We start from the raw sequence: 26,947 nt of genomic DNA, 5'->3' as shown, positions 1-26,947 counted from the left end.
TCTCTCCCGTTTCGGCTGGCTGTTTTCCCCAACTGTACGCTCTCCGCCAGCGCGTACGCTTCAGCGCAAAAGCGCCACCCTACTTGCAGGGTGGCGCTTTTTGCATTGCGGCAGCCGGCTAACCGGCGTTTGGGCCAAGCAGCACGTTGGGGCTGATGCCGGATTTGGGCGCATAGTGTCGTTGCAGCCAGAACAGCAGCGGCACAAACACCAGTGTGGGCCACAGGAAATTGAGTGGAAAGGAGATGAACTTCAGGCTGGTGGCCGAAAAGGCCGATACCGCCGCAATGTAGGCCCCTACGAAACCCGAGATATGGTTGCGTAGCCACTGTTGCGGCGGCCAGGGCCCCGGTTGCCGGAAGCCCCGCAGTTGCCGCGCCGTCGTCAGTACGCCAATGGCTCCGAAGACTACGATGGCCAGGTTGAACGGGCGGCTGAGCAGGCCGTAGCCCAGCGTGCCGCTGAAAATCAGCAGGCCCAGCCCCACGCTCAGCCAGTCGTAGAGGCCCGGCCGCCGGCTCTGGCCCATGCCTTTGTGGCGGAGCGAGCGGTAGCCAAACTGGGCCAGGTAAAGGCTGAAAATGCCCGTCAGGAGCAGAAAGGTGAGGCCGTTGATAGTGGCCGACACCAGGGCCGTGCCGCCGGCTACCAGCATGGCCCAGAAAAACACGCGCCCCCACAGGCGGTGCGCCGCGCCGCCCTTGCGCACAACCAGCGCCACCGGCGCCACAAAAAAGCCCGTGAAGCCCGCCGCAATGTGCAGCCAGCGGTTGAGAAGCAGCAACGTTTCCATAGTTGGTGGGGTAAGTGGATGACGGGCTAAAGCACGCCATTTGGCCACATAGTTGCCCGCATTTGTTACCGAAGCGTCGGCAGGATGCTACCGGACGGCGAATTGCACCGCCGAACCGGTTGTGGACCCGGCCGTTTTTCGCCGCCTGTCCTACAGCCTGACGCCCAGCCGCCACTCAATCACGTCGGCCGCGCCCCGGTGCACCTTCAAATCGACGCCGCCGAACACGCGGGGCGTAAACTGGTATTTGAGGCCCAGCCGCTCGTAGTAGAACTTGTTGGATTTGTAGGGATTGTAGAGGTACATGCCCAGGTGCGACACGAAAGCCAGCCGTCCGAACAGCAGCTCGTGGCCCACGTAGGCGCCGGCCTTTTTCACATCGGTCAGATGGTCGGTGGTGCGGGCCGAATCGCGCTGCTGGGCGTTCAGGCTGCGGTCGTAGAAACCTTCGAGGCCGACCACCAGGTTGGACTTACGGTTGATGCGCCGGCCCGCCGCCAGCGTAACGGAGTTGACCAGGTAGCGCCGGTCGTCGGTGGGGCTCCATTGTTTCGCGCCCACCGAAGTGCTCAGGTTAAGAAAATTCTGGCCGATATCGGCGGGCTCGGTAGTGGGCGGCTGGTCGAGGGGCCGGAAGGGGCGCTGCTGGTGGAAGTTGAGGCCTACCAGCACGGTGGGCAGGTTAATGCCGAAGTTGGGCTTGGTGGTGGCGCCGTTCGAGTAGTGGTTCAGCCCCAGGCCCAGCAGCAGGCCCAGGTGCTCGCTCAGGGCCACATCGTACTCCAGCCGGGCCTGAATGGTGGCGTTGAGGTGGGAGCTGACGATGGTGTTCTTGTGCCTGATGGTGTCGGCCTGATCGAAGCGCACCGGGAAGTAGCCCACGCCGGTCCCGATGCGGAAGTTGAGCTCGGCGTGGCGGCTACGCCAGAACGACTTGTTCAGGTACAGCCCCAGGGCATAGGAGCGGCCCAGCGCGGGGTTGTGGTAGTCGTAGTAGGTGAAGGCCAGCCCGACTTTGGGGTAGCGGTACCAGGCGTGCCAGGGCGCGCGGCCGTTGGTCTGCCGCTGCACATTCAACTCGATACCAGTGGGGTGCGACACGGCCAGATGGCGCACGGAGGGCGTATGCGGAATGATAAAGCTACCCAGTCCGGTGGCCCCCACTACCAGCGGCCCGGCCGGTGGGGGTGCCAGCTGCTGGGCGCCGGCCCGGCCCGCAGCCACCAGCAACAGCCCGCCGGCCAGTCCATAAATACACCAGTTCCTCATACAGCGCACGCGGGCCAAAAGCTCAAAAGTAGTGAAACCGACCCGAAGCACGGGCCGGAAACCTGAGATATTTCGGCTTCCGCCAACCTGTTAGCAGCGTGCTTATTAGCTGGAAACGACTGAGGCGCAATCGTATAAGTAACAGGCAATTGCACAACCCTGGAGCCCGGTTTTACGATATGAGGCCCTGAAACCACGAGGAACGTGGCTGTGATGGTCAGTGAAGTGGTTGTAATCCGCGTTTCTAATTCCTTACTCTTATGAAAAAAATTGCAGCACTCACGCTGATGCTCGCCTCTGCGGCCAGCCTCGCGCATGCTCAGAGCGGCCCCCGCTACGGCATCCGTTTCGGCGGTACTTACTCGACCATTGGTGGCAAAGACGCCGACATGGTGCAGGGCTACAGCGGCGAGCTGGACTACAAGCTGGGCTACAACGCGGGCATCTCGGCCCAGTTCCCGCTCAGCAGCGACGGTTTCTGGACCATCGCCCCCGAGCTGATTTACAACCGTAAGGGCTTCGAGCGCAGCTTCAAAGTAACCAACTTCGGTGAGGCGAAAAACGCCGCGTTGCTTCCGGCTAATGTTGCTCCTGGCGACGTGGACAAGTTCACCTACGAAGACAAGCGCGTACTGAGCTACATCGACCTGCCGCTGCCCGTGCGGGTAAACACGGCACCCGGTGGATCGGGCCTGTACTTCGAGCTCGGCCCGCAGGTGGGCTACATGGTAGCTTCGAAGCGCGAAACCACTTCAACGGTTAAGTTCAAAAGCGCCAGCACGTCGGACATTGAAACCAAGTCGCCCTCCAACAAGGCGAAGGAAGATCTGGCCAGCTTCGACATTGGCGGCGTGGCCGGCCTGGGCTACCAGACCGAAAGCGGCATCAGCATCGGCCTGCGCTACAACCAGGGCCTGAAGACGCTGTTCGATACCAAGAACGTGTCGGCCAAGAACGAGCCCAAGGCCTTCAACCGCGCCTTCATGGTGCAGGTAGGCTACCTGTTGCCAACTCGCTAAGCGACTGTATTACTGCCTGAAATTGCCGCCTGACCCTATTATTGGGTTGGGCGGCAATTTTTTGTAGCAGGCCGGGGCCGGCTGCGGGCGTAGTTTTGCCGTAGCTTCGTGGCCCGATTCAGTTGCTTTCGGGCTCCGCTTTCATTCTCTTCCATATGAAAAAACTAGTTCTTTCTGCCCTGCTGCTGGCGGGCCTGTCGGGTACGGCCGTGGCGCAACGCAATGTGTCGCTGGGCCTTAAAGGGGGCGTTTCGCTCGCCAACTTCGCGGGTAAAGACGCCGAGGCTTACAAGAATATCGTGGGCTTTCAGGCCGGCGGATTTGCCAACATCGGCTTCACCCGGCTCTTCGCCTTTCAGCCCGAAATCCTGTTTTCGCGCAAGGGTGCCAAGCTCGATTCGCCCGACCTGACCACGCGGCTGGACTACGTGGATGTGCCGCTGGCTTTCCATGTGAATACCGGCGGGCTGTTTTTTGAGGCCGGGCCGCAGGTGGGCTTTCTGGTGTCGGCCAAAACCAAGCTGGGCAGCATCAGCACCGACGTAAAAGATGGCTTCAACGCCGTTGACTTCGGCTACCTGTTCGGGCTCGGCTACCAGCGCAAAAGCGGCCCCGGCATTGGCCTGCGCTACAACGGCGGCTTCGGCAACGTGGGCGAATCGGTGAAAGTAGGCAACACGACCGCGCAGTTGCGGCAGCGCAACAGCGTGTTCCAGCTCTACGCCACCTTCTCGTTTCAGGGCCGGTAGCCGGGTGGCCGGCGCCCGGGCTGGTGAGAACTTAGTGGCCTGACTGGCAGCGGTCCACGGAGTGTTAGAAGGCGTGCTGGAGGTCGTGCTGGAGGTGATAAAAGGCCCAGACGGGGTGTTGTGGCACACTTTTAGTCAGGCACCCCCGTTATAAACCCTGAAACTTTCACCTGAAAAGGTCACGCTTATGAAAAAGTCTCTGCTGGCGGCTGCCGCCCTTCTCGCTACGGTCGCCGCTACCGAAACCAAGGCCCAGGGCATCCGCCTCGGCCTGAAGGGGGGCGCCAACCTCTCCAACCTGTCCGGCGACCTCACCAATAAAGATGGCTACGACAACAAAGTGGGCTTCCACGGCGGCCTGATGCTGAACGTGGGCCTGATTGACGACGGTTTTCTCTCGCTGCAGCCCGAAGTGCTGTACTCGCAGAAAGGCTACAAGTACGACAGCGGCCAAACTTTCGGCCTCTACAAGCGCGAAGGCGATGTCACCTACAACTACATCGACGTGCCCGTGCTGCTGAAAGTGAAAGCCGGCAACCTGTTTTTCGAGGCCGGCCCGCAGTACAGCTACCTGCTGAAAGTGAAGGACGAATCGACCGGCTCGCTCAACGGCACCGTGGTGGGCCGCACCGAGGCCGAGCGCGACCTGAAAAACGTGAACCGCAACGAGTTCGGCTACGTGGCCGGCCTGGGCCTGCAGACCGATATGGGCCTGATGCTGGGTTTGCGCTACAACGGCGCCCTCACCGACTTCGCCAAAAACAAGAGTTACAACAACGGTGAGCTCACCAACGCCCGCAACCAGGTGTTCCAACTCTCGCTGGGCTACCTGCTACCCGGCCGGTAGGCAGTAGCATCTCACAAATAAAGCCCGCCCAGCAACGTTGCTGGGCGGGCTTTTCTGTTTTTCTGCCTGAAGTGAAGCGCCAAGCGGCTTACTTCATGGCCGCCGCGTAGTTCTGGTAGAAGTGCGGAATGGTTTCGATGCCTTTCATAAAGTTGAAGACGCCGTAGTGCTCGTTGGGCGAGTGGATGGCATCGGAGTCGAGACCGAAGCCGAGCAGCACCGTATCGAGGCCCAACTCGCTCTTGAACATGGCCACGATGGGAATGGAGCCGCCGCCGCGCGTCGGAATCGGGCGCTTGCCGAAGGTGGTTTCCATGGCATCGGCCGCCGCTTTGTAAGCCACCGAGTCGGTGGGCGTTACTACGGGCTCGCCGCCGTGGTGGGGCTTCACCTTCACCGTTACGCCGCTGGGCGCAATGCTTTCGAAGTGCTGCTGAAACAGCTGCGTGATTTCCTCGGACGTTTGGTTGGGCACCAGCCGCATCGAGATTTTGGCGTAGGCTTTGGAGGCAATAACGGTTTTGGCGCCCTCGCCGGTGTAGCCGCCCCAGATGCCGTTCACGTCAAGCGTGGGCCGGATGCCCACGCGCTCGACGGTGGTGTAGCCTTTCTCGCCGTACACGTCGGGCAGGCCAATGCTCTGCTTGAACTCGTCGTCGGAGTGGGGCACGCGGTTGAGCTCCGCGCGCTCCTCGGTGCTGAGCACGGCCACGTTGTCGTAGAAGCCGGGGATGGTGATGTGGTTGTTTTCGTCGTGCAGCGAGGCAATCATCTTGCAGAGCACGTTGATGGGGTTGGCCACCGCGCCGCCGTACAGGCCCGAGTGCAGGTCGCGGTTGGGGCCGGTTACTTCCACTTCGTGGTAGCTCAGGCCGCGCAAACCTACCTCAATGCTGGGCACGTCGTTGGCCAGCATGCCGGTATCGGACACCAGAATCACATCGGCCCTGAGCTTCTCCTTGTTGGCGCGCACGAAGATGCCGAGGTTGTTGGAGCCAACTTCCTCCTCGCCCTCAATCATGATTTTGATGTTGCAGGGGAAGTCGCCGGCCTGCTTCATCACTTCCAGCGCCTTCACGTGCATGTACACCTGGCCTTTGTCGTCGCAGGCGCCGCGGGCGTAAATCTTGCCGTCTTTGATAACGGGGTCGAAGGGCGGCGAATCCCACAGCTCGTAGGGGTCGGCGGGCTGCACGTCGTAGTGGCCGTACACAAGTACGGTGGGCAGGCTGGCATCCACAATTTTCTCGCCGTACACGATGGGGTTGCCGGCCGTGGGGCACAGCTCCACGTTGTCGAGGCCGACTTCCTCGAAGCGGGCCTTCAGGTACTCGGCGGCCTTGGTAATGTCGCCCGCAAACTTGGGGTCGGCCGAAACCGAGGGGATGCGGAGCCAGTCGATGAGCTCGGTGAGGAAGCGGTCCTGGTTTTCTTTCAGATAAGCGGTATCCATACAGGGTGGTTTAGCGGTGGGAAGAAAGGATAGTAATACGGGAATCGGGCCGGCGGCCGGCCATTGCGGCTTAGCTGGCCTGGGCGCAGCACTGCTGCAGCCACTGCAAAGCGGTTTGCTCGTCGCTGAACATACGCACCTCGAACTCTTTCAGCTGATCATAGAAGCTCTGGGCCGATTCATCGGCCAGCGAATCGGGCGTGGTAATCATGGCAAAGTGGCGCAGACCGGCCGCGGCGGCGTTGGGGGCCCACTCGTTGAGCACCCACTCCAGCGAGTGGTCCCAGGGCCCGATAACCTTGCGCGTGTCGTTGAGCACGCAGCGGTAGCCCGACTCGGCCAGGGCCTTGGTGTAGGCCCGGGCGCCGGCTTTGATGCTTTCGGCCGTCAGGTAGCCCACCCAGTCCACGGAAATCAGGCGGTTGGTGGCGTCGCTCTCAATCGTGATGTAAGGCCGGCCCAGCGAGCTTTTAAGTTCTTGTTTCATGACAACGGCGAAGGGAAACAGCAGAGAGAGAAAGAAAGAGAAGCAGCCGGCAGCCGGCTGATGCAGTGCCTGCCGAAACAGAGCCGTTATCCGGCCACGGGCCGGGCAGGGCCGTACTCCGGCAGGTAGGGCGCCGGCCGCGAACTGTGCGGCGGCTGGTAAATTAACAGGGCTGTTCCGTTGGGCCGGCTGGCAGTATGCTCCCGTAGATGGCGGCAATCAGGGCATTAGGAGGCATGGCCAAAGGCTGGAATACGACGAGCGGAAACCTGGGAAAACGACCGGTCCGGTGGTTCGGCGGCAGTTCCCGCGCAAACATACCTAACGCAGCCCGGATGCCCAAGCCCGGCCGCAATCCTGTTGCCCGCCCAGGCGCCGCGGGTTGCCATAGACACAGTTATTTCTGGTCCCAGGGCATGGGCACGCGGCTTTCGGTGCCGGCGCGCAGGCGGCCGATGTTGGCGCGGTGGGTGTAGATGAGCAAAGCCGCCAGCACGAAGCCGAACCAGAGCAGTAGCTGGTTATCGGGCCGGAAGCCGGGCAGCAGCTGCAGCAGCGCAAACGTGACGCCGGCGCTCATGCTGCTCAGCGACACGTAGCGCGACACCAGCAGCACCGCCAGAAACATCAGAATGCAGACGCCCACCGTGGCCGGGGCAATGGCCAGCATCATGCCCAGCACCGTGGCCACGCCCTTGCCGCCCCGAAAGCCGGCCCAGATGGGGTAGATGTGCCCCACCACCGCCAGTACCCCACAGGCCAGCTGAAAGTACAGCAGCTGCTGGGGCAGAATGGCGCCCTGGCCCAGCATCAGGGAAGCCAGCGAGGTGGCGGCCCAGCCCTTGAGCACATCCACGGCCATCACAAACGAGCCCGGTTTCTTGCCCAGCACCCGGAACGTGTTGGTCGCCCCCGAGTTGCCCGAGCCATGCTCGCGGATATCGAGCCCGAAAAAGGCCCGCCCCACCCACAGGGCCGTCGGGATGGAGCCAATCAGGTAAGCGGCCACCAGCAGGCCCAGCACTAAAGGTAGATTCATGTCGATGCGCAAGAGGGGAAGGGCTAAAGATACGCCACCAACCCCCGCCCCGGCAACCGGTGGGGGCAGTCGGGCACCGTTTTGCAGGAGCAACCGCCGCCTGCGTCGGAACTGCGGGCAACTGAACCAGACGAGGCGCCCCGGGATGAGGTGCCCCGTTGCGCTGGTAAAGGTTGACTTCGGCTAGCTGAAATCTTCCCGGATGATGTGTTCCAGGCAGTATTCGGCAATAGCGGTTATCGTCACGAAGGGGTTGACGCCGATGGTTCCCGGAATCAATGAGCCGTCGAGCACGTACAGGTGCTGGTGGCCGTTGAGCCGCCCGATTTTGTCGGTGGCCTTGCCCAGCACAATGCCGCCCAGCGGGTGGTAGCAGATATCGGCCCCGAAACCGTTATGAAACAGCAGGTGGGCGCGGGTGCCGCCGTTGGCTTTGTTCATGGTTTTGAGGAAATACTTGGCGTTGGCGCGCATGTGGGCCGTGTGCGAGGCGTCCCAGTCGAGCCGGAGGCCGCGGCGCGGCGCATCGTAGGCTACCTGGCCGTGCTTTTTGAGTCGGTTCACCATCAGGTAAAGCGAGGTGGCCACGTTCATGCCCATCGGCAGCGGCGCAATTTCGGTGAAGAAGGGGTGCTCGGGGTCGGTCCAGTTGTCGATGCCGCCCACCGGAATGGTGGACTGCCGGTAGCCGGTGCCGCCCGAAAATGCCTGCACAAAGTTGCGGCCGGTCATGAAGTTGCCGTTGTTGCCCCACTGCTGGCCCACCTGCGCATCAACCGGCAGCCCGGTCAGGCTGCGCGACTTCAGCAGCAACTCCAACGAGCCCATCGTGCCGGCCGCCAGCACCAGTTTCGGGGTCCGGATGGTTTTGTGCGCCACTTCCTCGCCCTGGGTGTCGATAACCGATACATCGAGCAGGTAGCTTTTATCGGGCTGCTGGCGGATGTGGTTGACCCGGTGCTGGGCCAGGATTTCGAGCCGGCCGGTGGCCGCGGCTTTCTTCAGGTAGGTTTTGTCGAGCGAAAGTTTGCCGTGGTTGTTGCCGTAGATGACCTCCCCGGCCAGGGCCGAGCGCGGCACCTCGTTGCGGTACTCCTTTTCCATGTAGCCGAAGTCGTACACGTTCGGCACGCGCACCGTCCGGAAACCGGCCTTAACGGCCTCGGCCTCGCCCACCCGGTTGAACTTGTAGAATTCGCAGCTGTCCAAAAAGTCTTCCGAAGCTGTGTTGGCGCCCAGCTCGCGGTTGGCCAGTGGGAAGTAGTGGCCGTAGAATTTGTCGGCGTCCAGGTCGGGAAATATCTCCCGGAAATAGTCCGGCCGGGGCGTTACGGCCATGCCGCCGTTCACCAGCGAGCCGCCGCCCACCCCGCGGCCCAGCCAGATTTTAATGTGCTCGAAATCGAGCCGGTCGAGGGCGCCGGTGAATTTCTTCAGCGGAAACACATTGAAAAAAGGCGCAATGGTCCGGGTTTTCAGCCACGCGGCCGAGGGGCCGGGGCTAATCATGGTGGAGAACTTCTCGCCCGATTTGGCCCAGTCGAGGCCCATTTCCAGCAGCGTTACCGGCACGCCCTGCTCGCAGAGCCGCAGCGCCGCCACCGAGCCGCCGTACCCCGAGCCGATAACAACCACTTCCTTGTCAGTTATATCGACGGGGCGCCGCGCGGGTTGGCGCCGCGAAGCCGGGGCCTGGGCCGCGAAGGCGCCCGGTGCCAGCAGCAGCGCGGCCAGGCCCAGGCCGCTGGTCTGGATAAATTCTTTACGATTCATGGCAAGCCGAAAACAAGAACTGTGCTATTCCGCCGCGGCGGGCCAGCCGGCCGGGCGCGCGGCCCCAACAAAAAGACCCGCCGGCTGGGCCGGCGGGTCTTGCTGCGCTTGCGGTGCAGTTAGTCGGTGAAGGGGTCGTCGCCGGCTTTCTTCTTGCGCTTCTTCTCTTTTTTGGAGTCCTCCACCGGGGGCTCGTCGGCGGGCGGCGTGGCTTCAACCGCTTCTTTGTCCTTATTCTTTTTCTTGCCCGGGTCGGCGGCCGGGGCTGCTACAGGTGCTGGCACCGGTTCATCGACGGGCTCTTTCTTCTTCTTGCGGCCCTTGCGGCCGGTTTCTTCGGCCGGCGGCGTGTCCTGCATCACGTCATCCACGGGGTCGTTTTTCTTGCGCTTTTTCTTCTTGCCCGTGTCCTCCATAAAGTCGAAGTTGCCGGTGGGCTCGGGCTGGGTCAGGTCGATTTTGCGCTTGGTGGTTTCGTTGAGGTAGTCCTTGCGGAAGTGGTTGAGGAAGAGCTGCACTTCCTGCTCGTCGCCGAGGTAGAAACCGTACTGGGTGGCCGTGTTGTAGTCGCCCTTGGCCTTGAGGCCGATGATTTCATCGAACGAGCCGTGCTGGGCCTTGGCCAGCAGCACGTTGTTGCTGTACTTGAGGTAGTACCAGGTGCGCGGCTCGGCCTCCAGGTAAATGTCCACGGCGTCGCCGGTGCTTTCCTTCTTGATTTCGATGTAGCCGTCCACCATCGCGTTGATGTCCTTCTTGCCCACGCTCACCAGGCCGATTTTGCCCACCGAGTACCAGGCCCGGCGCTTCTCATCCCAGCGCATGTTCACCTGGTTGAGCACCAGCGTGTGCAGGAATTTGGCCGACAGCTTCTGCAACGACAGCGCCCCGCTCTTGCGCGTGGCGTAGTCGCGGGCCGCGGCGTTGCCCCCAATTTCACCCACCTTGTACAGCTGGCTTAGGCTGGTATTGAGGGCCTCGGGGTTGCCGCGGGCGCCGGTGGCCAAATCCTGGCCCATGGCCTCCACCGCCTTTTCGGGCAGCACAATATCGAAGGCCATAAAGGTGTCGATATCATAAATGGCGCTGTCGGGCTTGGCGTAGCCCAGGCCGGCGGCGGTCAGGGTGTAGTCTTTATTGGAAGTGATGAGGTTGAGCTTGCCGCGGAAGTTGAGCGCGCCGGTCGAGTCCTGCAGCGTCAGCACCGAGCCCTCGTAAATGTCGGGGTCGGTGAAGTTGTGGCGGCTGATGGCGTACTGGCGGCGGCGCTGGTCGTAGCTGAGCGTACCGTCAACCGTAAACAGGTTCATGTCCGTCACGCCGGGCTTGGTGGCCACAAACAGCGGGTACACCTTGCCCGTACTCTCCGACACAAACAGGCCCGAAAGCATGGGCGTGCCGCTTTCGTCCTTGGGCCCGTTCAGCTTAATGCGGATGCGCTTGGGGTCGATGGTGTCCTGCACGGCAAACCAGTCGGACGATGAGGCCGCTTTGGCAAAGTTGAGCTTGGCCTGGCCATCAAACGAGAAACCCTTCTTCTGCGAGTTCATCAGCACCCCGCCCCTAAAACCGATGCGCGGGGCCAGGTTGAACTTGTCGGCCGCGGCAATGGTGGCCACGGCCAGCGTGGGCGGCGAGGCCGGGGCGTCGCCGCTGGCATCGGGGCCGCGCTTGAGCAGGCTGGTCACGCCCTTTTTGCCGCCGGTGTTCATCGCCACGGCCGTGGCCGTGGAGTCAACCCGGAAGTTGGCAAACTTGATGGCGAACGAGTCGGCCGACGTTTTGTAGTTGTAGAGGGCGTTGCCGCTGAAGGCCGTGCGCGAGGTCACCCGGATTTCGCCCTGGTACAGCTGGTGGTACTTCTGCAGCGTGTCCATCACGATGCCCGCGTTTTTGAACTCGCGCATGCGGGCGTTGGGCAGCACGTACACGCGGTTCGAGTCGGGCAGAATCCAGGCATCGGCCGCCGCAATGTGGGGTACGCCGTTGGCTACCAGCTGGTAGCGGCTCAGGTCGTACTGGCCCGTGGAGGCCTGGAACCGCAGGCCCTGCTGCTCGGGCAGGGTGCTGTAGAAGTAGGAGCGCGACGAGTCGGCGCCGGGGGCCACGCGCAGCTGCACAAACTTCTTCTTGAAATCCCACTTGCCGCCCGAGAGCGTCGTGCGGTAGTCGGAGTAGGGCAGGTCGATGCTGGATTTGTTGTCCGACGATTCGCGGGCAAACTCGGTGTTGCCGGCCTTCAGGTCGTAGGTGAAGTTCACGTTGTTGGCCGTCAGGGCCGGCTTGTTCACCTCGGCCGATTTGATGTTGAACGTGGCCCGCTGGCCGCTGTACTGGGTGGGCTTGAACTGGAAGGCCGTGGAGCGCACAAACGACTGCGGGCCGTCCATCACGCCGTCGCCGCGCAGGCCGCCCGGCGAGTACGTGAGCGTGCCCTTAAAGCCGTAGGCTACGTCGTAGATGCGGAAAGCTTCGCCCTTGCGCTGGGTGGTCAGGTACATCGAATCCTGGCGCACCACCCACTTCATCTGGTAGCCGGGCAGGAAATCCACCTTCGCGAATTCGGTGCCGCCCAGCGGGCCCGGCAGGATGGCGGCCGTTTTGCCCACCGTCACCACCGAGTCTTTATAAAAAATGAACTGGTCGCTGTTGAACGAGCCGGTCAGGTACTTGATGTTGCCGATGCCCTGCAGGCCGCGGTTGCTCATGCTCACCTTATTATAAAGCGTGCCCTTGTTGCCGTAGAGCGGGAAACCGGCCTTGGGCACGTCGTACACGAAGCCCAGCGAGCCGTCGTCCTGCATACTGAGCTTGGTTTTGAAATCGGGCATGATGCCGCCCGACACGAACGTGCCCTTGAAGCCCACGGCCGCCCGGTTCTTGTTATTAAGCGAGTCGAGCTTGAAGGGCGGAATGTCGAAATACACCGTCGTGTCGTAGGCGCCGCCGAGCACTTCGGGCTTGTTGAAGAACACGTAGGCGCCGGTGCTGGCGTCGAACGAGGGGTAGGCCCCCAGCTTCTTGCGGCCCGATTTGTTGTTGGGCGCGTTGATGTAGAGGCGGCCGGCCGAGGTGCGGCTCTTGTTGGTCAGGGCCCAGTCGAGCTCCTTGCGGGCCTTCATGGCCGTGCCCTTCGAGCCCTTGCCCTTCACGATGATGGAGTCAATCTTCACCAGATCGATGTAGAAGCCGTCGTAATCGAACTTGAACTCCTTGCCCTTGAAGATAAAGGCCGAGGCCACCACCGTGCCATCGAACTGCACACCCCGGTTTTTCTGAATCCGCACGATGCTCGAATCGGGCTTCACGAACACGGTCACCGAGTCGTCGGAGAAGTTGAACCGGTCGACGCCGCGCACAATCAAATCGTTGGAATTCAGGTCGAGGGTGGCGTTTTTGCCCGAGGGCGAAAGGCTTTTCAGCGAGAGGTGGTCGTAGTCCTTCTTGCCGCGCGACGAGTTCACGTAGTGCAGGGCCTTGGGCAGCAGCACCACCTGGTCGGTTTGCGGGTACCAGCCCACGTAGCCGTCGCGGGCCAGGCCGGCGGCCACGGCGCGCACGTTTTCCACCTTCAGCTTGCGGAAGGTGGCCACATCCTGCACCGTAAACAGGCGCTTGTTGCCGTTTTCGAGGCTGTAGCCCACCATCATCTGCAGCGGGTGCAGCTTGTTGATGGTTTTGATCTGCTGGTAGCGGGTGTTGGTGTAGAACTCCTTCGACTCGAAGCCGGCGGCCACCTGGTTTTTGGCCGTCAGGATAGAGAAATCGATGAAGGGCGTGCGCACCGGCCAGCTCAGCAGCTCGGTCGTAATCTCCATCTGGTGGTAGGAGTCGTAGTAGGCCGTGTTCTTGTAGAGGCCCTGCTCGCGGGTAAGCTGCAGCAGCTGGGTGGCCTTGTTGTACTTGAGCTTCACTCCCGGGTGGGTCACCGAGTCGCTCTTGCCCTGGAAGATGGTGATGGCCGCGTGCTGGGCCGTAATCAGCGAGTCGCCCAACTGGTAGGAGCGCGACGAGGCCCGGAACTTGGGCACGCCGGCTACATCAACGATGATGCGCGAAAGCGAGCCATCGAGCGACGACGACAGGGCCTGGGTGCCCGCCAGCGAGAAGCCGCCGAAGTAGCGGATGTTGTCGCCGATGTTTTTTACGCGGGCGTCGTTGGTGGTCGAGATGAAGCGCGGGTAGCCGGTGTCCTTCTTGTCGCCGGCCTTGCGCAGCACGCTCTTGAAGGCCAGCCAGCCCTGCACCGGGTTTTCGAGCACCGCCGGATACGTGAGCGTAACGGGGTTGGCCATGAACTCGGCCTTGGTAATGTCGAAATCGAAGCTACCCAGCGCGGCCGACACGGGGTTGCCGTTCACTTCCCAGGCAAACGTGCCGCCGTAGCCCACAAAGCGGCTCTGGGCCGGCACCACGGCGCCGCTGGTTTTGGCAATGTACACCGAGTCGGAAGCCGTGGTCAGCAGCAAATCGGCGTTTTCGATGAGGATGACCGCGCCGCGGGTGGGCGGCATGGCGTAGCCGCCGGTGGCGTAGGCCGCGCCGGCGTCGCCCCAGCCCGAATCGGCGGGTTTGGCGCCTTTCTTGGCGGGCGCGTCGTCGGTGGCCCAGGGGTCATCATCGCCCCAGCCGTTGCTTTTCTTGGCGGTTTTACCAGCTGCCGGGGCGGCGGGCGCCGGCGCGGCCGGCGGCGCAAACGAGGGCAGGTCGGTGGCGTTATAGGCGAAGCGGAACTGCCCGCCCACGACGCGCAGCGTGCTGTAGCGCGAGCGGTGCAGAAACTTGGTGTCGAGGAAGCGGGCGGCCGTGCCCAGGAACTTCTCGGCGTCGGCGGGCGACTCTTTTTCCAGCGCTTTGCCCACCGTATTCAGCAGCTGGGTCATCTGGTCGTCGCTCAGGTTCTGCACCAGTGCGCCGGCCGCAACGGCCGTGAAAAAGTCCTCGAAGTGGGGCCGCGCCCGCAGCTTGCGCGCCAGCATGTACTGGCTCAGCGACACAATGTAGCGCTGCTGGGTGGCCGTGAGGCGGTTGCTGGCCCACACCTGCTGCAGGCGCGTGCCGGCCGCAATGGCCGCGGCGTTTTTGGTGGTAGCCATGAGCGCCTGCACATCTACCATAAACTGCTCGGGCTCCGAGCTGAACTTGCCCGCGAACTTGGGCGCCGGCGCCGGAACAGCGGCCGGCACGCCGGGTTTAGCGGCCGGAGCCGGCTTCTGCTGCGCCAGCGCCGGAGCCGTCGTCAGGCCCACGCCTAATAACACGGTCCAGAGCCAGGTAAAAGCACGTTGCTTCATCATGAGTCGCGTCTTCGTCAAATCAACTAGTAGTAGGCCGGGCCACCCGGCAGCCGGGGCGGCACCCCGAAATTGCACTCTGGCCGGCCAACGCGGCGCACCTGCCCCGATGGGCTTTTCGCGCACAAAGTCAGCTAACCGCCTACAATTTCGGTAAAAGCCGGCACTTTCCGCGGGCTTTGGCGGGCGCTCCGGCTACATTCCTACTCTTCCCAACTTTACTTATATTCTGATAGTTGCTGGCTTCCCCCAACAAAAAAGCGGCCCCAACCAGCTGGTTGGGGCCGCAGGCCGGGCGGGCTAGGCCGGCTGCCGGAAAATGGCCGACACCCAGTGGTTCTGCACCAGGTGGCTTTCATACACGAAACCGGCCTGCTCGGCGGCGGCCCGAATCTGGGCCAGGTCTTCCTCGTAGAAACCCGAAAACAGGATGGGGCCGCCGGGCTTGAGGTAGCGGGCGTAGGCCGGCATGTCGTCGAGCAGCACGTTGCGGTTGATGTTGGCCAGGATGATGTCGAACGGTTCCTCGCCTTCGAGGGCGGTAATGTCGCCGAGGCGGGCTTCCACGGTGCCTTCCACGTTGTTTTCGCGGGCGTTGTCGGCGGCGTTTTCGGCCGTCCAGGGCTCCACATCCACGGCCAGCACCGCGGCGGCCCCGAGCTGAGCGGCCATCACGGCCAGAATGCCGGTGCCGCAGCCCATATCGAGCACGCGCTGGCCCTGGTGGTTTACGGCCAGCTGGTTGGTGAGCATGAGGGCCGTGGTGTCGTGGTGGCCGGTGCCGAACGACATGCGCGGCATAATCACGATGTCGTGCGCCAGATCGGGCCGGGCCGCGTGGAAGGGCGCCCGCACCGACACGCGCTCGGCAATAACCAAGGGCTCGAAGTTCTTCTCCCACTCGGCGTTCCAGTTCTGGCGCGTGATGATGCGGTGGTCGTACTCCACTTCGCCCATACCCTGGTAGCGGGCCATGATTTCGGCCACGTCGTCGGGCGAAAACTGGTCTTCGTCGATGTAGGCGCAGAAGCCTTCGTCGTTGTCTTCGAAGGTGTTGTAGCCCACTTCGGCCAGCTCGGCTACCAGAATGTCGGCCAGCTCGCGGGGCGCTTGCACGCGCAGTTCAACGTAATCCATCGGCGGGGTAAGAAAAGTAAAGGAGTGAGACGTCAGAGAAAGCAGTGCCCAAAGGGCGGGCAAAGGTCGGGCAAAAAACGGCGTTTTCCCACGGTTTCCGCAACCCTTCAGCCACTTGCATATAGGTTAATTCAAATATGCTTTTCTTTGAAGCTCCAACTCTTCTTCCCTTGTTTATGAAGCATACTTTCCGCTACCTGCTTTCCGCCGCGCTGCTGGCCCCGCTGCTCAGCGGCTGCGGCAGCAAAGACCAGTCCGCCACCGAAGAGCCCATCGACGTGGCCGCCGAAACGACCACCGAAGTGCCGGCCGCTACCGAAACAGTTGCCGAAACCACCCCGGCCGAAACAGGTACGGCCTCGGCCGCCGCCACGTTCGATTTGAGCAAAGTGCCGGTTTCTACGGCCAACCTGGGCCGGTTTCCGTACGTGAGCGGCCCGAAAGGCTACAAATTCCCGAACCCCAGCGACAGCGCCTACTACGAGTTCGACCGCAGCTACGTGTACGATGGCAAGCAGCTGATTCCGGTGGAAGGCAAAGTGCTGCGCCGCCAGTACCGGGTGATTGACGAAGCCAAGAAGACTTCGGAGCTGATGCAGCAGCGCAACTACGAAACCCTGATCAAAAACCTGGGCGGCGTGCAGGTGTCGTCGGGCGAGCTGCCCAGCGAGGCGGTAGAGAAAGTAGGTCGCGACGCATACAATAAAAACGGTGGTGGTATTAGCTCTGGTGATCAAGTAGATACCTACGTCATCCGGCAGAAGGACAAAGAAGTCTGGATTCAGCTACACCCCGGCGAAACCTACATGAACATCAACGTTACCGAGCGGGCCGCCATGCCCCAGCAGGTCTCCACGATTCCGGCCGACGAGCTAAAAAAAAACTAGACGCCGAGGGCCGGGTGGCGCTCTACGTGAACTTCGACACGGATAAAGCCACCATCCGGCCCGAGTCGGGGCCGACGGTTGCTGAGGTGGTTACGCTGCTGCGCCGCAACCCCGCGCTGCGCCTGGCCGTGCAGGGCCACACCGACAATGTGGGCCCGGCCGCTCATAACCAGCAGCTGTCCGAGGCCCGCGCCCAATCGGTGGTAGCGGCCCTCACCGCCGCCCGCATCAGCCCCAACCGTCTGCAGGCCGCCGGCTTCGGCCAGACCCAGCCGCTGGCCGACAACGCCACCGAAGCCGGCCGCGCCCAGAACCGCCGCGTGGAGTTGGTGAAACAGTAATCCGGCAACTGCGCAAGCCGGCGCCTGGCCAAGCGCAAAAAGCCCCTGACATCCGAGCGGACGTCAGGGGCTTTTTGCTGTTTGGCCAGTCAGCAAAAACCTGCCTACTCGTGCGTCAGGCGCCGCCAGAGCTGCCGGCGGGTGGGGCCGTGGTTGCTCAGAATGCGGCGCACGGGTATCAGGGCCGAGAGCGTGACTACCAGCGCCAGGGCAATGCGCGCCCACCACCAGGGCATGAGGTACAGGGCGGCGGCTACGGCAACGCTGCAGATGCTGACAAGCTTAGAAGAATTGTTGCGCATGGTGCTGAAATCAAGCTTCTTAACAATGCGTTTGGCCTTCCAGAAGCTTCCCCAAATGCCGAGGGCCATAAGGGCGCTGGCCGCCAGCGGCAGCACCCCCAGTTGCGGCCACATAGTCCGGGGAAACAGCACCAGCATTAGTAGTACCGAAAGCAGGCAGTCAGCCAGCACCACGGTTCCGGTCAGCCGCAGATACCGGCTCAGCAACCTGCCTGTAAGGCCCCGCCGCTCCAGCTCATCGGCCGTGGCAGTCCAGAGGTAGCCCAGCAGGTTGTTGTTGACGTAAGTGAAGCTAAGCACGGGCAGCAGCACCAGGTATAGCAGACTCTTGGTAGAGCCGCCGCCGTAGCTGTGGGCCATATAGGCGCACCACCCCATCATGGCTACCTTGAATCCCAAAGCCACCAGCAACGCGGGCCGGGTTTTGCGCAGATACATTTTCCATTCGGGCGAAAGGCGGGCCAGCCAGCGGCCATCGGCAGCAGGCGTATCGGCCTGGTCGGGCATATAGCGGGCACTGAAGTAGGGCGCCACCCAAGCCAGCGCCGCCACCCACAGCAGCAGCGGCCCGGCCACGGCCAGTGCAGCCAGCCCGCCGGTTGGCAGGCCGGTGGCGGAGGCGAATTCTCCGCCCAGCCAGGCCCCAGCCGCGCCCAGGCACAACAGATTCAACCAGAACAGCGGGTGCCGCCAACGCCGCATCGACAGTAGTAACCGCAGGTTGAAACTCAGGGCCGCCGCGCTCAGCCACACCAGCAAACCCAGGCCCAGCGGCCGCCAAAACGCCGGGGCCGCAACCAGCGCCAGCAGCAGAAACAGCAGCAGCAGCCCCCGCCGCACCGATACGATATCGAGCACGGAAGCCGTTGCCGCGTTCAGGCGCGCCGACACCGGCATTGGCTCGGGCAACGGCCGCTGCACGGCCCGGTACGAGGGCAGAAAATCGGCCAGCAGGACGGTCACGAAAAGCATGGTATTGATGCCCGCCAGCAGCATCGGCATGGTGCCGGTTGGTAAGTTGTCGTGGTGCCGCAGCAAATAGCCAAATCCCAGCCCATAAACCGCCGCCAGCAGCCCAAGCAACAGCGTGGCCGCCCGGCCTTCGCCCGCCGGAGGCCAGAACACGGCCCGTAGCTGCCGGCCCAGCAGATAGGGCAAAAAGTGGCCTAACCGGCCGGTTGACTGGTGAGCCATGTGAGGTCGTGGGTGGAGGTGGTAGGGGCCAGCAGTTGGAGCAGGGCGTTGGAGAGGATGGCTTCGCGGCCGGCCATGAACTCGGCCATCGTGCCCCAGAACTTTACTTCGGCCTCGTCGATGATGAGCAGGTGGGTAGCGACCTGCTCGATGTGGGCCAGGTTGTGCGAGGAGATGAACGTGAGGGCCTGGGGCCGGTAGCTGGTGAGCAGCGCCAGCACCCGCTCGGCCGAAAACACGTCGAGGCCGTTGAGCGGCTCGTCCAGGATCAGCAGTTCGGGGCGGTGCAGCAGGCAGGCGGCCACCGCTACCTTCTGCTTCATGCCGGTCGAAAACGCACTGAGCCGCTTGTGGCGCACTTGGTCGAACTCTTCCAGCAAATGCCCCAGCAGGCTCGCAATGCGCGGCGCGGCGTCGGGCAGCTCGTAGATGCGGGCCACAAACTGCAGGTATTCCTCGGCCGTGAGTTCCTCGACCAGGTGGCCTTGGTTGATGAGGGCCCCAATGCGCCGCTTGGTAGCCACCGGAAACGTTTCGCCCAGCACCTGGCCGTCCAGCACAATGTCGCCCGAAGTGGGCAGCAGCACGTTTACCAGCAGATTGAACAGGGTGCTTTTGCCGGCTCCGTTGCGGCCCACCACGCCCACGCAGTAGCCCGTTTCGGCCCGCAGGCTCAGGTCGCGCAGAATGGTCTTGGGCCCGAATGATTTCGTCAGATTCCGTAATTCTACTACCATTGATTACCAGTTGAGCATATAAGGCTGACTGGCCACCGTCAGGGCCAGCGCCGGGGCAAGTTATAGCAGCGGCGGAGAAAACGACCGCCCGGCGAATCAGCAAACGCGCGCACGCAAAAGCCCCCGGCGTCAGCGTAGACACCGGGGGCTTTTGCGTGCGCGCGTTTCTGCCTGGTACCAGCAACTCACCGCTGCCGGCAGCCGGCGTAGTTGCGCACTTTGGTGTACTGAAACGAGAAATCGGCCAGGTTGCGGTTGTCGGTTACGAACAGGGCGTAATCGGCAAAGTCGCGGGTTTCGATGGGGTACCACAGGCCGGCGCGGTCGGCGAACAGCTTGTTGGTTTCGGGGTACACCAGCAAATCGGCAAAGGCCTCCTCGGGCTCCAGGTACACCGTAGCGAAGCAGTAGCTGCGGCGACTGGGGTCGCGCTCCAGATACACCGAGCCGTAGATGCGGCAGGGGTCGATGGAGCCCACCACAACCGCCGGATTCGCCAGCGGCACCCGCGGCGGCGCACCAAACGGATTCAGCGCCAAGAACCCGGAAAGGAGAAAGGGGAGGAGCATCTTTATCTAGAAGTGAGTACAGAGAGGTGAGAATTGAGACGGATGAAGCAAAAATGCGGCCGACTGCCGGAGCGGCTTATTCCATCTCACTTCTCACCTCTACTATCTCACTTCCAAACCTAAAACGACTTGATGATGTCGGTGAAGTCGCGCGACTTGAGGGCCGCGCCGCCGATGAGGCCGCCATCCACATCGGGCTGGCTGAACAGCTCGCGGGCGTTCTGGGCGTTGCAGGAGCCGCCGTAGAGGATGCTCGTGTTGAGGGCCGCCTTGGCGTCGTAGGCGCGGGCAATCTGCTCGCGGATGAAGGCGTGCACCTCCTGGGCCTGCTGGCTGGTGGCGGTTTTACCGGTGCCGATGGCCCAGATGGGCTCGTAGGCCACGGTTACCTGGTCAAACTCTTCGTTGGAGAGGTGGAACAGGCCGTCTTTCAACTGCTTTTCGAGGTGCTTGAAGGTGTCGCCCTGCTCGCGGGTTTCCAGCGTTTCGCCCACGCAGAAGATGGGTTTGAGGCCGGCGGCCAGGGCAGCCTTCAGCTTCTGGCTCAGCAGCTCATCATCCTCGCGGAAATACTGCCGCCGCTCCGAGTGGCCCAGTATCACGTACTCGCACCCCACCGACTGCAGCATAGCAGCCGACACCTCGCCGGTAAACGCGCCGCTGGCTTTCTGGTGGCAGTTCTGCGCGCCCAGATGGAACTGGCCGCCCTGGAGCAGCTTGCCCACGGGCAGCAGAAACGGAAACGGCGGGCACACGACTACCTCGACGGCCGGGGAGCCGGTGGTTTCATCCTGCACCATGTGCACGATTTCGGAAATCAGGGCCTGGGCCTCGGGCAACGTGGTGTTCATCTTCCAGTTGCCGGCTACCATATTCTTACGCATAGCGAAATGGGTTGGGGTGGGGGTTAGGTGCGCAAGTTACGCCGTTCTATCGGGCACCCCGTGCCGCCCACACCAGCCCCAACGCCCCAACGGCCACCACGGCGGCAGCCAGCAGCGCAGCGCCGGCCAGAAACTGCGTGTCGGGCGCACCGTTGCGGGCCACCCAGATGCCCACCAGACCCCAGGTAACGGCGGTTGGGTAAGCAAGCTCCCGGAACCGGCCGGTTATGTTCAGGGCCAGACCGGCCACAATACCCATCAGGATAATGCCCCACTCCACGCCCTTAGCTGGCCCCGGCTGCCAAAGCTGCCCCAGCGCCACCGAGGTATTGACCACCAGCGCCACCGAAATCCAGCCCAGGTACAGCCCGAACGGCAGGTTCACCCACCACGGCACCGTGGCCGGCTCCAATCGGGCCTGCCGCCGCAACCGCCCGTAGGCCAGGGCCAGCGCTGCCAGAATGCCCACCATCACCACCGCACTCAACGGTAGCAGCTCATAGGCGAAAACCACCAGCCACCCGCCCGTCAGCACGTTGGCCAGCACCAGCGGCCGGGCCAGCAAATCGGGCAGCGGGTTGCGGCGCTGGGCCGGCAGCAGCTGCCACACCGAATACGCCAGCAAACTCAGAAAAATCAAGCCCCAGATGCTAAAGGCGTAGCCGGCCGGCGTAACCGGCGTGGGGTACTTGCCCGACACCTGGCCGTTAGTCTGCCCGTTGAACGGGTAGGCCTGCGAGACGTAATTGAGCGCAATGTTGCCCACCGTAGCGGCAGTGGCGGCCCAGCGCCAGCCGCGGCCGGTCGGGGCTGGGGTATCGGAAGTAGCGGGAGTAGAAGCAGCGGTATTCATGCAGCGAAGAACCGCAAAACCGGCCGAACTTCCCCAAAACTACCTTACACACGCCAAGGCGGATTCTTCCGGTTGTCGCCGCCATAGAACAGGACGAGCTGATTACCGGCTGGGTCCCGCAACCGGGCTTCGCGCCAAAGCCAGCTTTGGTCGATAGGTAACTGCTCGAAACTGATGCCGCGCTGCTGCAACTCCGTTACCCACTCATCCAGCTGTTCCTCCTCAAAGTAAACCGTTACGCCCGGCCCCTCAGGCAGCTTCGGCACCGCATGAATCGAGAACGTAGCGTCGCCATCAGGGCACTCCAGCCGGGCATAGCGAGGGCAGGCATCCACAAGTAACCGTAAGCCCAACTGCTGGTAAAACGCTACTGATTTGGCCACGTCCAGCGCAGGCACGGTTACTTGGCTGAGAATCACAGATGTTGCAGATGAAAAGGATAGCGCAGATTCGTCCTGGATTTATGCCCAGAGGTTGATTTAACTCGATTTCCGTGCTTCAGAGACAGAGAATCAACGCACACATCTGCGTTATCCCCTCATCTGCAACATCTGTGATTAAAGCTTCTCGGCCAGGAACCGCGCCGTGGAGTTGGTGTCCTTGAGCTTGACAAACTGCTCGGGTGTGCCCTCGAACAGCAGGTGGCCGCCGTTCAGGCCGCCCTCGGGGCCGAGGTCGATGAGCCAGTCGGCGCACTTGATGATGTCCATGTTGTGCTCGATGATGAGCACTGAGTTGCCCTGCTCGACCAGCGCGTTGAGGGCCAGCATGAGCTTGTTGATATCGTGGAAGTGTAGGCCGGTGCTGGGCTCGTCGAAGATGAACAGGATTTTATCGTTCTGCAGCGTGTTGCCCTTGGTCAGGAATGAGGCCAGCTTCACGCGCTGGGCCTCGCCGCCGCTCAGCGTATTGGCCGACTGTCCCAGCCGGATATACCCCAGGCCCACGTCGTCCAGCGGCTTGAGGCGCTCAATGATTTTGGGCTGGTCCTTGAAGAAGTCCAGGCTGTCTTCGATGGTCAGCTCCAGCACGTCGTTGATGCTCAGGCCCTGGTACTGCACATCCAGCACGTCCTGCTTGAACTTGCGGCCCTCGCAGGCCTCGCAGGTCAGGAAGATGTCGGCCATAAACTGCATTTCGATTTTCACCTGGCCCTCGCCCTGGCACACCTCGCAGCGCCCCCCTTCTACATTGAAGCTGAAGTGCGAAGGCTTGAACCCGCGGGCCTTGGCCAGCGGCTGGTCGGCGAACAGGCTGCGGATGGCGTCGTAGGCCTTCACGTAGGTAACCGGGTTCGAGCGGCTGCTCTTGCCAATCGGGTTCTGGTCGACGAACTCGACGTGCGTTACCTGCCCGGCGGCCCCGGTGAGGCGGTCGAACTTGCCGGTGCTTTCGCCCGCGCCGCCGCCAAGCTGCTTGAGCAGCGCCGGGGCCAGTATGCGTTTGACGAGCGTGCTTTTGCCCGAACCCGACACGCCCGTGACCACCGTCATCACGTTGAGCGGAAACTTCACGCTCACGTTCTTCAGGTTGTTCTCGCGGGCCCCCGTCAGCTCCAGGGCGTTGCGCCAGGGGCGGCGGTGCTTGGGCACGGGCACTTCGCGGCGGCCACTCAGGTACTGCCCGGTGTAGGTGTCGGAGGCCAGCACTTCGGCGTAGGTGCCCTGGAACTGCAGGATGCCGCCGCCGCTGCCGGCCTCGGGGCCGATGTCGATAATCTGGTCGGCCTGCTCCATCATCTTGTCCTCGTGCTCCACCACAATCACGGTGTTGCCCAGCTGCTGCAACGAGCGCAGCACGCCAATCAGCTGCTCGGCATCCTTGGGGTGCAGGCCAATCGAGGGCTCATCGAGAATATACATCGAGCCCACCAGCGCCGAACCCAGCGAAGTGGCCAGCGAAATGCGCTGGCTCTCGCCGCCACTCAGCGTGCTGCTGAGGCGGTTAAGCGTGAGGTAGCCCAGGCCCACCCGGTCGAGGTAGCCCAGCCGGTTCGTGATTTCCGTCACCAGCCGCTCGGCCACCTTGGCCTCGTGCTCGGGCAGGTTCAGGCCCTCGAAGAAGGTCAGCGCCTCGCTCACCGGCAGCAGCACCAAATCGGTGATGCTCCGGCCCTCGATTTTGACGTACTGGGCATCCTTGCGCAGGCGGCTGCCACGGCAGTCGGGGCAGGTGGTGCGGCCCCGGTAGCGGCTTTGCAGCACCCGGTACTGGATTTTATGGGTCTGGGTGCTCACCCACTTAAAGTAGTCGTCCAGCCCGTCGAAGTACTTGTTGCCCGTCCAGAGCACGGCGCGCTCAGCCTCGCTCAGCTCGTTGTAAGGCCGATGAATCGGGAAATCGAAGCGGATGCCGTTCTTGATGAGCGGCTTGAGCCACTCGCTCTGCTTGTCGGTGCGCCAGGGTGCAATGGCTCCCTCGTACACCGTCAGGCTCTTGTCGGGAATCACCAAATCCTCGTCAATCCCCAGCACCGACCCAAACCCCTCGCAGGTCTGGCAGGCGCCGTAGGGGTTGTTGAAGGAGAAGAAGTTCACGCTCGGCTCCTCAAACGCCAGCCCATCCAGCTCGAATTTATCCGAGAAAGTCTTTTCAATGAGTTGCGGCTGCTCGCCTTCAGTGGCCGCCGGCAGTTGGCAGTTAGCAATCAGGCTGCCGTGACCCTCGAAAAAAGCCGTTTGCACCGAATCGGCCAGACGGAAAGCCAGGTCCTCATTGCCGGGGATAATAACGGCGCGGTCAATCATGATGAATATCTCTCCCTGAAGCTCGGGCTGGCCTTCGGCGAGCAGGTCTTCGATGAAGGCCGTGTCGCCGTTTACTACCACCCGGCTGTAGCCTTTCTGGAGCAGCAAATCCAGCTCCTTGCGCATGGGGCGTCCATCATCAGATGGCAACAGCGGAGCCAGCAGCATTACCCGCGTATCGGCGGGCAGGCGCATGAGGTCGTCCACCACGTCGGCCACGTTGTCCTTCTTCACCAGCTCGCCGCTGACGGGCGAGTAGGTGCGGCCCACCCGCGCAAACAGCAGCTTAAGGTAATCGTAGATTTCGGTGCTGGTGCCGACGGTAGAGCGGTTGTTCTTGATGCTCACCTTCTGCTCGATGGCAATGGCCGGCGAAATGCCCCGGATGTAGTCCACGTCGGGCTTATCCATGCGGCCCAGAAACTGCCGGGCGTAGGAGCTCAGGCTCTCCACGTACATGCGCTGCCCCTCGGCGTACAGTGTATCGAAGGCTAGGCTGCTCTTGCCCGAGCCCGACAAGCCCGTGACGACGATGAACTGGTTGCGCGGCAGGGCCACGCTCAGGTTTTTAAGGTTATGAACCCGCGCGTTCTTAATCAGGATGAACTCGCGCGGGTCGAGCTGGTCAATCGGGTCGGCCGCGGGGGCGGCGAGTTGCAGTGCGGAATTGTCGGCCATAGGAGCAGTAACAACGAGCCGCCCGGATTTGGTTTCGGCGGGGCGCGGTTTGGGGTGGGGACGAAGGTACGGCGGGGGCGGATGAGCCGATAGATTGCGGATTAAAGATATATTGACGAAGTTGCTTCCGATTGGAAGAAATGGTAGCTGTAAGCCTGAGATAAACCACTTGAATTAATGAAGGAATTACTAGAAGAGTATATAGATAATCCAGAGGCACAGGATGTAATTAATCTAATTAATTATACCGACCAATCGATTTTTTTGACTGGAAAAGCTGGTACAGGTAAATCAACGCTTTTGAAAAAAATTATAAAATGTACCAAAAAGAATTATATTATTCTTGCACCAACTGGAATTGCCGCACTAAATGTTGGGGGACAAACTATACATTCGTTTTTTCAGTTGGAACCGCGCCCTTATCTGCCCTTTGATAAAGACATATCAATATTGCCAAAGAAAGCGGAGCTATTAGAAAAGCTTGATTTAATTATTATTGATGAGATATCAATGGTAAGATGCGATTTGATGAATGCTATAGATTTGGCTTTAAGAAGAAATTTGAGAATAAATATTCCCTTCGCAGGAAAACAATTACTACTAATAGGAGATTTATTCCAATTACCCCCGGTTCTTGATAACAGAAAGGTTGAAGAGGTAAACATTATAAACTCAAATTATAGAACGCCATATTTCTTCAGTGCTAAAGCACTGGAAAATGAAATAAAATATCATATTATAGAATTACAAAAAGTCTATAGGCAAAAAGATGAAGTGTTTGTAAAGTTGTTAAATGTAATAAGAGAAAATTATGTTAGATATGAGGATTTGACCTTTTTAAATCAAAGGTATAATCCGAACTATATATCAGAAAGTAAAAGGCTTGAAATAATACTGGCCACGACTAACGATATTGTAAGACAAACAAATCAAAAGGAACTTCAAAAGCTACCTAGTGAACAGTATCAATTTCAGGCATTGTCAACAGGAACATTCCTGAAAGAACAGAATCCAGATAAGCTGCCAGCCGAAAGGTTTCTGCAATTGTGCGAAGGCTCGCAGATAATGTTTATTAAAAATGATAAGGAAAAAAGGTGGGTTAACGGCAGTTTAGGAAAGATAGTGTCAATAAGTCAAAATTCAATAAAAGCAAAAATTGATACAGATAACCAGATATATGATATTCAAAAAGAAATATGGGAGAATTATGATTATGTATGGAATATAGAGGAAGAAAAAATAGAAAAGAGTATAATTGGAACTTTCACGCAATTCCCAATAAAACTTGCCTGGGCTGTTACAATACATAAAAGTCAAGGTCAGACTTTTGATAAAGTTGTAATTGATATGGGTAACGGTGCATTTGCAACCGGGCAAACATATGTTGCACTGAGTAGATGTCGTTCTTTCGAAGGAATTACGTTGAAAACTAAAATCAATAGTAGAGACATCAAAGTTGATGAAAGAATAAAAGAATACTTCAACTCAAAAAACCCTGAAGTGATGAATAGAGAAAAATTTGAAGATATAGTAAAGGGTATGAGGACTTCTTTGAATACTCTTGAGCCTTTAAATATTGAGTTGAGTAGCCAGTTAAAGCAACTCAATAATGAGATATTAATTCTCAGGCAAAGCATCAAGTCAAAAGAAAGTACTATTATGTCTTTCTATAAAGAAAATGAAGATTTAAAGTTACAAGTATTAGAGATAACGAGTAAAATCAAAAAACAAAAAATGATGATATTAGCATTGCTCTTAACTCTTGCCATATCTTTATATAAAGTTTTTGCCTAAGTAAGGGACATAAATAATGTAGCAGGTTGATGGCGTTATTTTTTTATTAAAAAATAACGCCATATAAATGATTGATGTATGTGACTGAATATGAATCTATT

At 60.5% G+C, this 26,947-nt stretch carries 21 protein-coding genes; 6 read left to right on the top strand and 15 right to left on the bottom strand.

All coding sequences use genetic code 11. The features are described 5' to 3' along the window. Nucleotides 1–118: 118 nt before the first annotated feature. A complete protein-coding gene (locus H145_RS0112170; RefSeq protein ID WP_019948430.1) occupies nucleotides 119–793 on the bottom strand; it encodes a DUF2306 domain-containing protein in 675 nt (224 codons plus the stop codon). A 150-nt stretch (nucleotides 794–943) separates the two neighbouring features. Beyond that, nucleotides 944–2,062, bottom strand: a complete 1,119-nt coding sequence (locus H145_RS0112165) for an acyloxyacyl hydrolase (protein ID WP_083937777.1) — start codon at nucleotides 2,060–2,062, stop codon at nucleotides 944–946. 260 nt (nucleotides 2,063–2,322) lie between these two features. Here H145_RS0112165 and H145_RS0112160 point away from each other — a divergent pair, with 260 nt between their 5' ends. The 3 genes from H145_RS0112160 to H145_RS0112150 all read left to right on the top strand — a co-directional run bounded on the left by H145_RS0112160 (nucleotide 2,323) and on the right by H145_RS0112150 (nucleotide 4,677). Then, nucleotides 2,323–3,081 (top strand): porin family protein, encoded by a 759-nt coding sequence (locus H145_RS0112160; protein WP_019948428.1) that lies wholly within the window; start codon nucleotides 2,323–2,325, stop codon nucleotides 3,079–3,081. A 155-nt stretch (nucleotides 3,082–3,236) separates the two neighbouring features. After that, complete coding sequence (locus tag H145_RS21140; RefSeq protein ID WP_019948427.1) at nucleotides 3,237–3,830, top strand: porin family protein; 594 nt, start codon at nucleotides 3,237–3,239, stop codon at nucleotides 3,828–3,830. 187 nt (nucleotides 3,831–4,017) lie between these two features. After that, nucleotides 4,018–4,677 carry a porin family protein gene (locus H145_RS0112150; RefSeq protein WP_019948426.1) on the top strand — a complete coding sequence of 220 codons (660 nt, stop codon included), beginning with the start codon at nucleotides 4,018–4,020 and terminating at the stop codon, nucleotides 4,675–4,677. 88 nt (nucleotides 4,678–4,765) lie between these two features. Here H145_RS0112150 and H145_RS0112145 read toward each other — a convergent pair whose 3' ends face one another. The 6 genes from H145_RS0112145 to prmA all read right to left on the bottom strand — a co-directional run bounded on the left by H145_RS0112145 (nucleotide 4,766) and on the right by prmA (nucleotide 15,860). Continuing rightward, a complete protein-coding gene (locus tag H145_RS0112145) occupies nucleotides 4,766–6,130 on the bottom strand; it encodes a dipeptidase (RefSeq protein ID WP_019948425.1) in 1,365 nt (454 codons plus the stop codon). A gap of 70 nt (nucleotides 6,131–6,200) precedes the next feature. Continuing rightward, nucleotides 6,201–6,617, bottom strand: a complete 417-nt coding sequence (locus tag H145_RS0112140; protein ID WP_019948424.1) for an STAS/SEC14 domain-containing protein — start codon at nucleotides 6,615–6,617, stop codon at nucleotides 6,201–6,203. Between the two features lie 397 nt (nucleotides 6,618–7,014). Then, a complete protein-coding gene (gene plsY / locus H145_RS0112135) occupies nucleotides 7,015–7,656 on the bottom strand; it encodes a glycerol-3-phosphate 1-O-acyltransferase PlsY (RefSeq protein WP_033426208.1) in 642 nt (213 codons plus the stop codon). A gap of 183 nt (nucleotides 7,657–7,839) precedes the next feature. Beyond that, nucleotides 7,840–9,429, bottom strand: coding sequence for an FAD-dependent oxidoreductase (locus H145_RS0112130; protein ID WP_019948422.1), 1,590 nt, complete (start codon nucleotides 9,427–9,429; stop codon nucleotides 7,840–7,842). Between the two features lie 119 nt (nucleotides 9,430–9,548). Continuing rightward, the gene (locus H145_RS0112125) at nucleotides 9,549–14,726 is read right to left on the bottom strand and encodes a hypothetical protein (protein ID WP_019948421.1); all 5,178 of its coding nucleotides are present in this window, start codon (nucleotides 14,724–14,726) and stop codon (nucleotides 9,549–9,551) included. Nucleotides 14,727–15,023: 297 nt separating this feature from the next. Then, the gene (prmA, locus tag H145_RS0112120; RefSeq protein WP_019948420.1) at nucleotides 15,024–15,860 is read right to left on the bottom strand and encodes a 50S ribosomal protein L11 methyltransferase; all 837 of its coding nucleotides are present in this window, start codon (nucleotides 15,858–15,860) and stop codon (nucleotides 15,024–15,026) included. Nucleotides 15,861–16,036: 176 nt separating this feature from the next. Between prmA and H145_RS22260 the strand changes: the two genes are divergently transcribed. Next, nucleotides 16,037–16,747, top strand: a complete 711-nt coding sequence (locus tag H145_RS22260; protein WP_051103004.1) for a hypothetical protein — start codon at nucleotides 16,037–16,039, stop codon at nucleotides 16,745–16,747. A gap of 26 nt (nucleotides 16,748–16,773) precedes the next feature. Beyond that, a complete protein-coding gene (locus H145_RS23745; protein ID WP_169513190.1) occupies nucleotides 16,774–17,088 on the top strand; it encodes an OmpA family protein in 315 nt (104 codons plus the stop codon). Between the two features lie 104 nt (nucleotides 17,089–17,192). Here the strand turns inward: H145_RS23745 and H145_RS0112110 are convergent, their stop codons facing one another. The 7 genes from H145_RS0112110 to uvrA all read right to left on the bottom strand — a co-directional run bounded on the left by H145_RS0112110 (nucleotide 17,193) and on the right by uvrA (nucleotide 25,052). Then, entirely contained in the window at nucleotides 17,193–18,584 is a 1,392-nt protein-coding gene (locus H145_RS0112110; RefSeq protein WP_019948419.1) for a hypothetical protein, read from the bottom strand. Then, nucleotides 18,557–19,321 (bottom strand): ABC transporter ATP-binding protein, encoded by a 765-nt coding sequence (locus H145_RS0112105; protein WP_019948418.1) that lies wholly within the window; start codon nucleotides 19,319–19,321, stop codon nucleotides 18,557–18,559. The genes H145_RS0112110 and H145_RS0112105 overlap by 28 nt, the downstream gene beginning before the upstream one ends. A gap of 185 nt (nucleotides 19,322–19,506) precedes the next feature. Further along, a complete protein-coding gene (locus H145_RS0112100; RefSeq protein ID WP_051103002.1) occupies nucleotides 19,507–19,890 on the bottom strand; it encodes a DUF6150 family protein in 384 nt (127 codons plus the stop codon). A 119-nt stretch (nucleotides 19,891–20,009) separates the two neighbouring features. Next, on the bottom strand, nucleotides 20,010–20,774 hold the full coding sequence (gene tpiA, locus H145_RS0112095) for a triose-phosphate isomerase (RefSeq protein WP_019948416.1): 765 nt from the start codon (nucleotides 20,772–20,774) through the stop codon (nucleotides 20,010–20,012). Between the two features lie 46 nt (nucleotides 20,775–20,820). Next, nucleotides 20,821–21,627: a hypothetical protein gene (locus H145_RS22835; protein WP_019948415.1), complete on the bottom strand. Its 807-nt coding sequence runs from the start codon at nucleotides 21,625–21,627 to the stop codon at nucleotides 20,821–20,823. A 44-nt stretch (nucleotides 21,628–21,671) separates the two neighbouring features. Continuing rightward, a complete protein-coding gene (locus H145_RS0112085) occupies nucleotides 21,672–22,046 on the bottom strand; it encodes a VOC family protein (RefSeq protein WP_019948414.1) in 375 nt (124 codons plus the stop codon). A gap of 138 nt (nucleotides 22,047–22,184) precedes the next feature. After that, nucleotides 22,185–25,052: an excinuclease ABC subunit UvrA gene (gene uvrA / locus H145_RS0112080; protein ID WP_019948413.1), complete on the bottom strand. Its 2,868-nt coding sequence runs from the start codon at nucleotides 25,050–25,052 to the stop codon at nucleotides 22,185–22,187. Between the two features lie 177 nt (nucleotides 25,053–25,229). Here uvrA and H145_RS23345 point away from each other — a divergent pair, with 177 nt between their 5' ends. Further along, on the top strand, nucleotides 25,230–26,846 hold the full coding sequence (locus H145_RS23345; protein ID WP_071595177.1) for an ATP-dependent DNA helicase: 1,617 nt from the start codon (nucleotides 25,230–25,232) through the stop codon (nucleotides 26,844–26,846). Nucleotides 26,847–26,947: the final 101 nt, after the last annotated feature.

Source organism: Hymenobacter aerophilus DSM 13606 (assembly GCF_000382225.1).
Lineage (GTDB): Bacteria > Bacteroidota > Bacteroidia > Cytophagales > Hymenobacteraceae > Hymenobacter > Hymenobacter aerophilus.
Note: the sequence above shows the minus strand (reverse complement) of the source record. Positions and strands in the feature narration are given on the sequence as shown.

Coding starts and splice junctions, on each gene's coding strand:
- H145_RS0112125 (WP_019948421.1), bottom strand. CDS start 14,726: ATGATGAAGCAACGTGCTTTTACCTGGCTCTGGACCGTGTTATTAGGC.
- H145_RS22835 (WP_019948415.1), bottom strand. CDS start 21,627: ATGAATACCGCTGCTTCTACTCCCGCTACTTCCGATACCCCAGCCCCG.
- H145_RS0112165 (WP_083937777.1), bottom strand. CDS start 2,062: ATGAGGAACTGGTGTATTTATGGACTGGCCGGCGGGCTGTTGCTGGTG.
- prmA (WP_019948420.1), bottom strand. CDS start 15,860: ATGGATTACGTTGAACTGCGCGTGCAAGCGCCCCGCGAGCTGGCCGAC.
- H145_RS21140 (WP_019948427.1), top strand. CDS start 3,237: ATGAAAAAACTAGTTCTTTCTGCCCTGCTGCTGGCGGGCCTGTCGGGT.
- tpiA (WP_019948416.1), bottom strand. CDS start 20,774: ATGCGTAAGAATATGGTAGCCGGCAACTGGAAGATGAACACCACGTTG.
- H145_RS0112140 (WP_019948424.1), bottom strand. CDS start 6,617: ATGAAACAAGAACTTAAAAGCTCGCTGGGCCGGCCTTACATCACGATT.
- H145_RS0112105 (WP_019948418.1), bottom strand. CDS start 19,321: ATGGTAGTAGAATTACGGAATCTGACGAAATCATTCGGGCCCAAGACC.
- H145_RS0112160 (WP_019948428.1), top strand. CDS start 2,323: ATGAAAAAAATTGCAGCACTCACGCTGATGCTCGCCTCTGCGGCCAGC.
- H145_RS0112110 (WP_019948419.1), bottom strand. CDS start 18,584: ATGGCTCACCAGTCAACCGGCCGGTTAGGCCACTTTTTGCCCTATCTG.
- H145_RS0112170 (WP_019948430.1), bottom strand. CDS start 793: ATGGAAACGTTGCTGCTTCTCAACCGCTGGCTGCACATTGCGGCGGGC.
- H145_RS0112150 (WP_019948426.1), top strand. CDS start 4,018: ATGAAAAAGTCTCTGCTGGCGGCTGCCGCCCTTCTCGCTACGGTCGCC.
- H145_RS0112145 (WP_019948425.1), bottom strand. CDS start 6,130: ATGGATACCGCTTATCTGAAAGAAAACCAGGACCGCTTCCTCACCGAG.
- plsY (WP_033426208.1), bottom strand. CDS start 7,656: ATGAATCTACCTTTAGTGCTGGGCCTGCTGGTGGCCGCTTACCTGATT.
- H145_RS23345 (WP_071595177.1), top strand. CDS start 25,230: ATGAAGGAATTACTAGAAGAGTATATAGATAATCCAGAGGCACAGGAT.
- H145_RS0112100 (WP_051103002.1), bottom strand. CDS start 19,890: ATGCTCCTCCCCTTTCTCCTTTCCGGGTTCTTGGCGCTGAATCCGTTT.
- H145_RS0112130 (WP_019948422.1), bottom strand. CDS start 9,429: ATGAATCGTAAAGAATTTATCCAGACCAGCGGCCTGGGCCTGGCCGCG.
- H145_RS22260 (WP_051103004.1), top strand. CDS start 16,037: ATGAAGCATACTTTCCGCTACCTGCTTTCCGCCGCGCTGCTGGCCCCG.
- uvrA (WP_019948413.1), bottom strand. CDS start 25,052: ATGGCCGACAATTCCGCACTGCAACTCGCCGCCCCCGCGGCCGACCCG.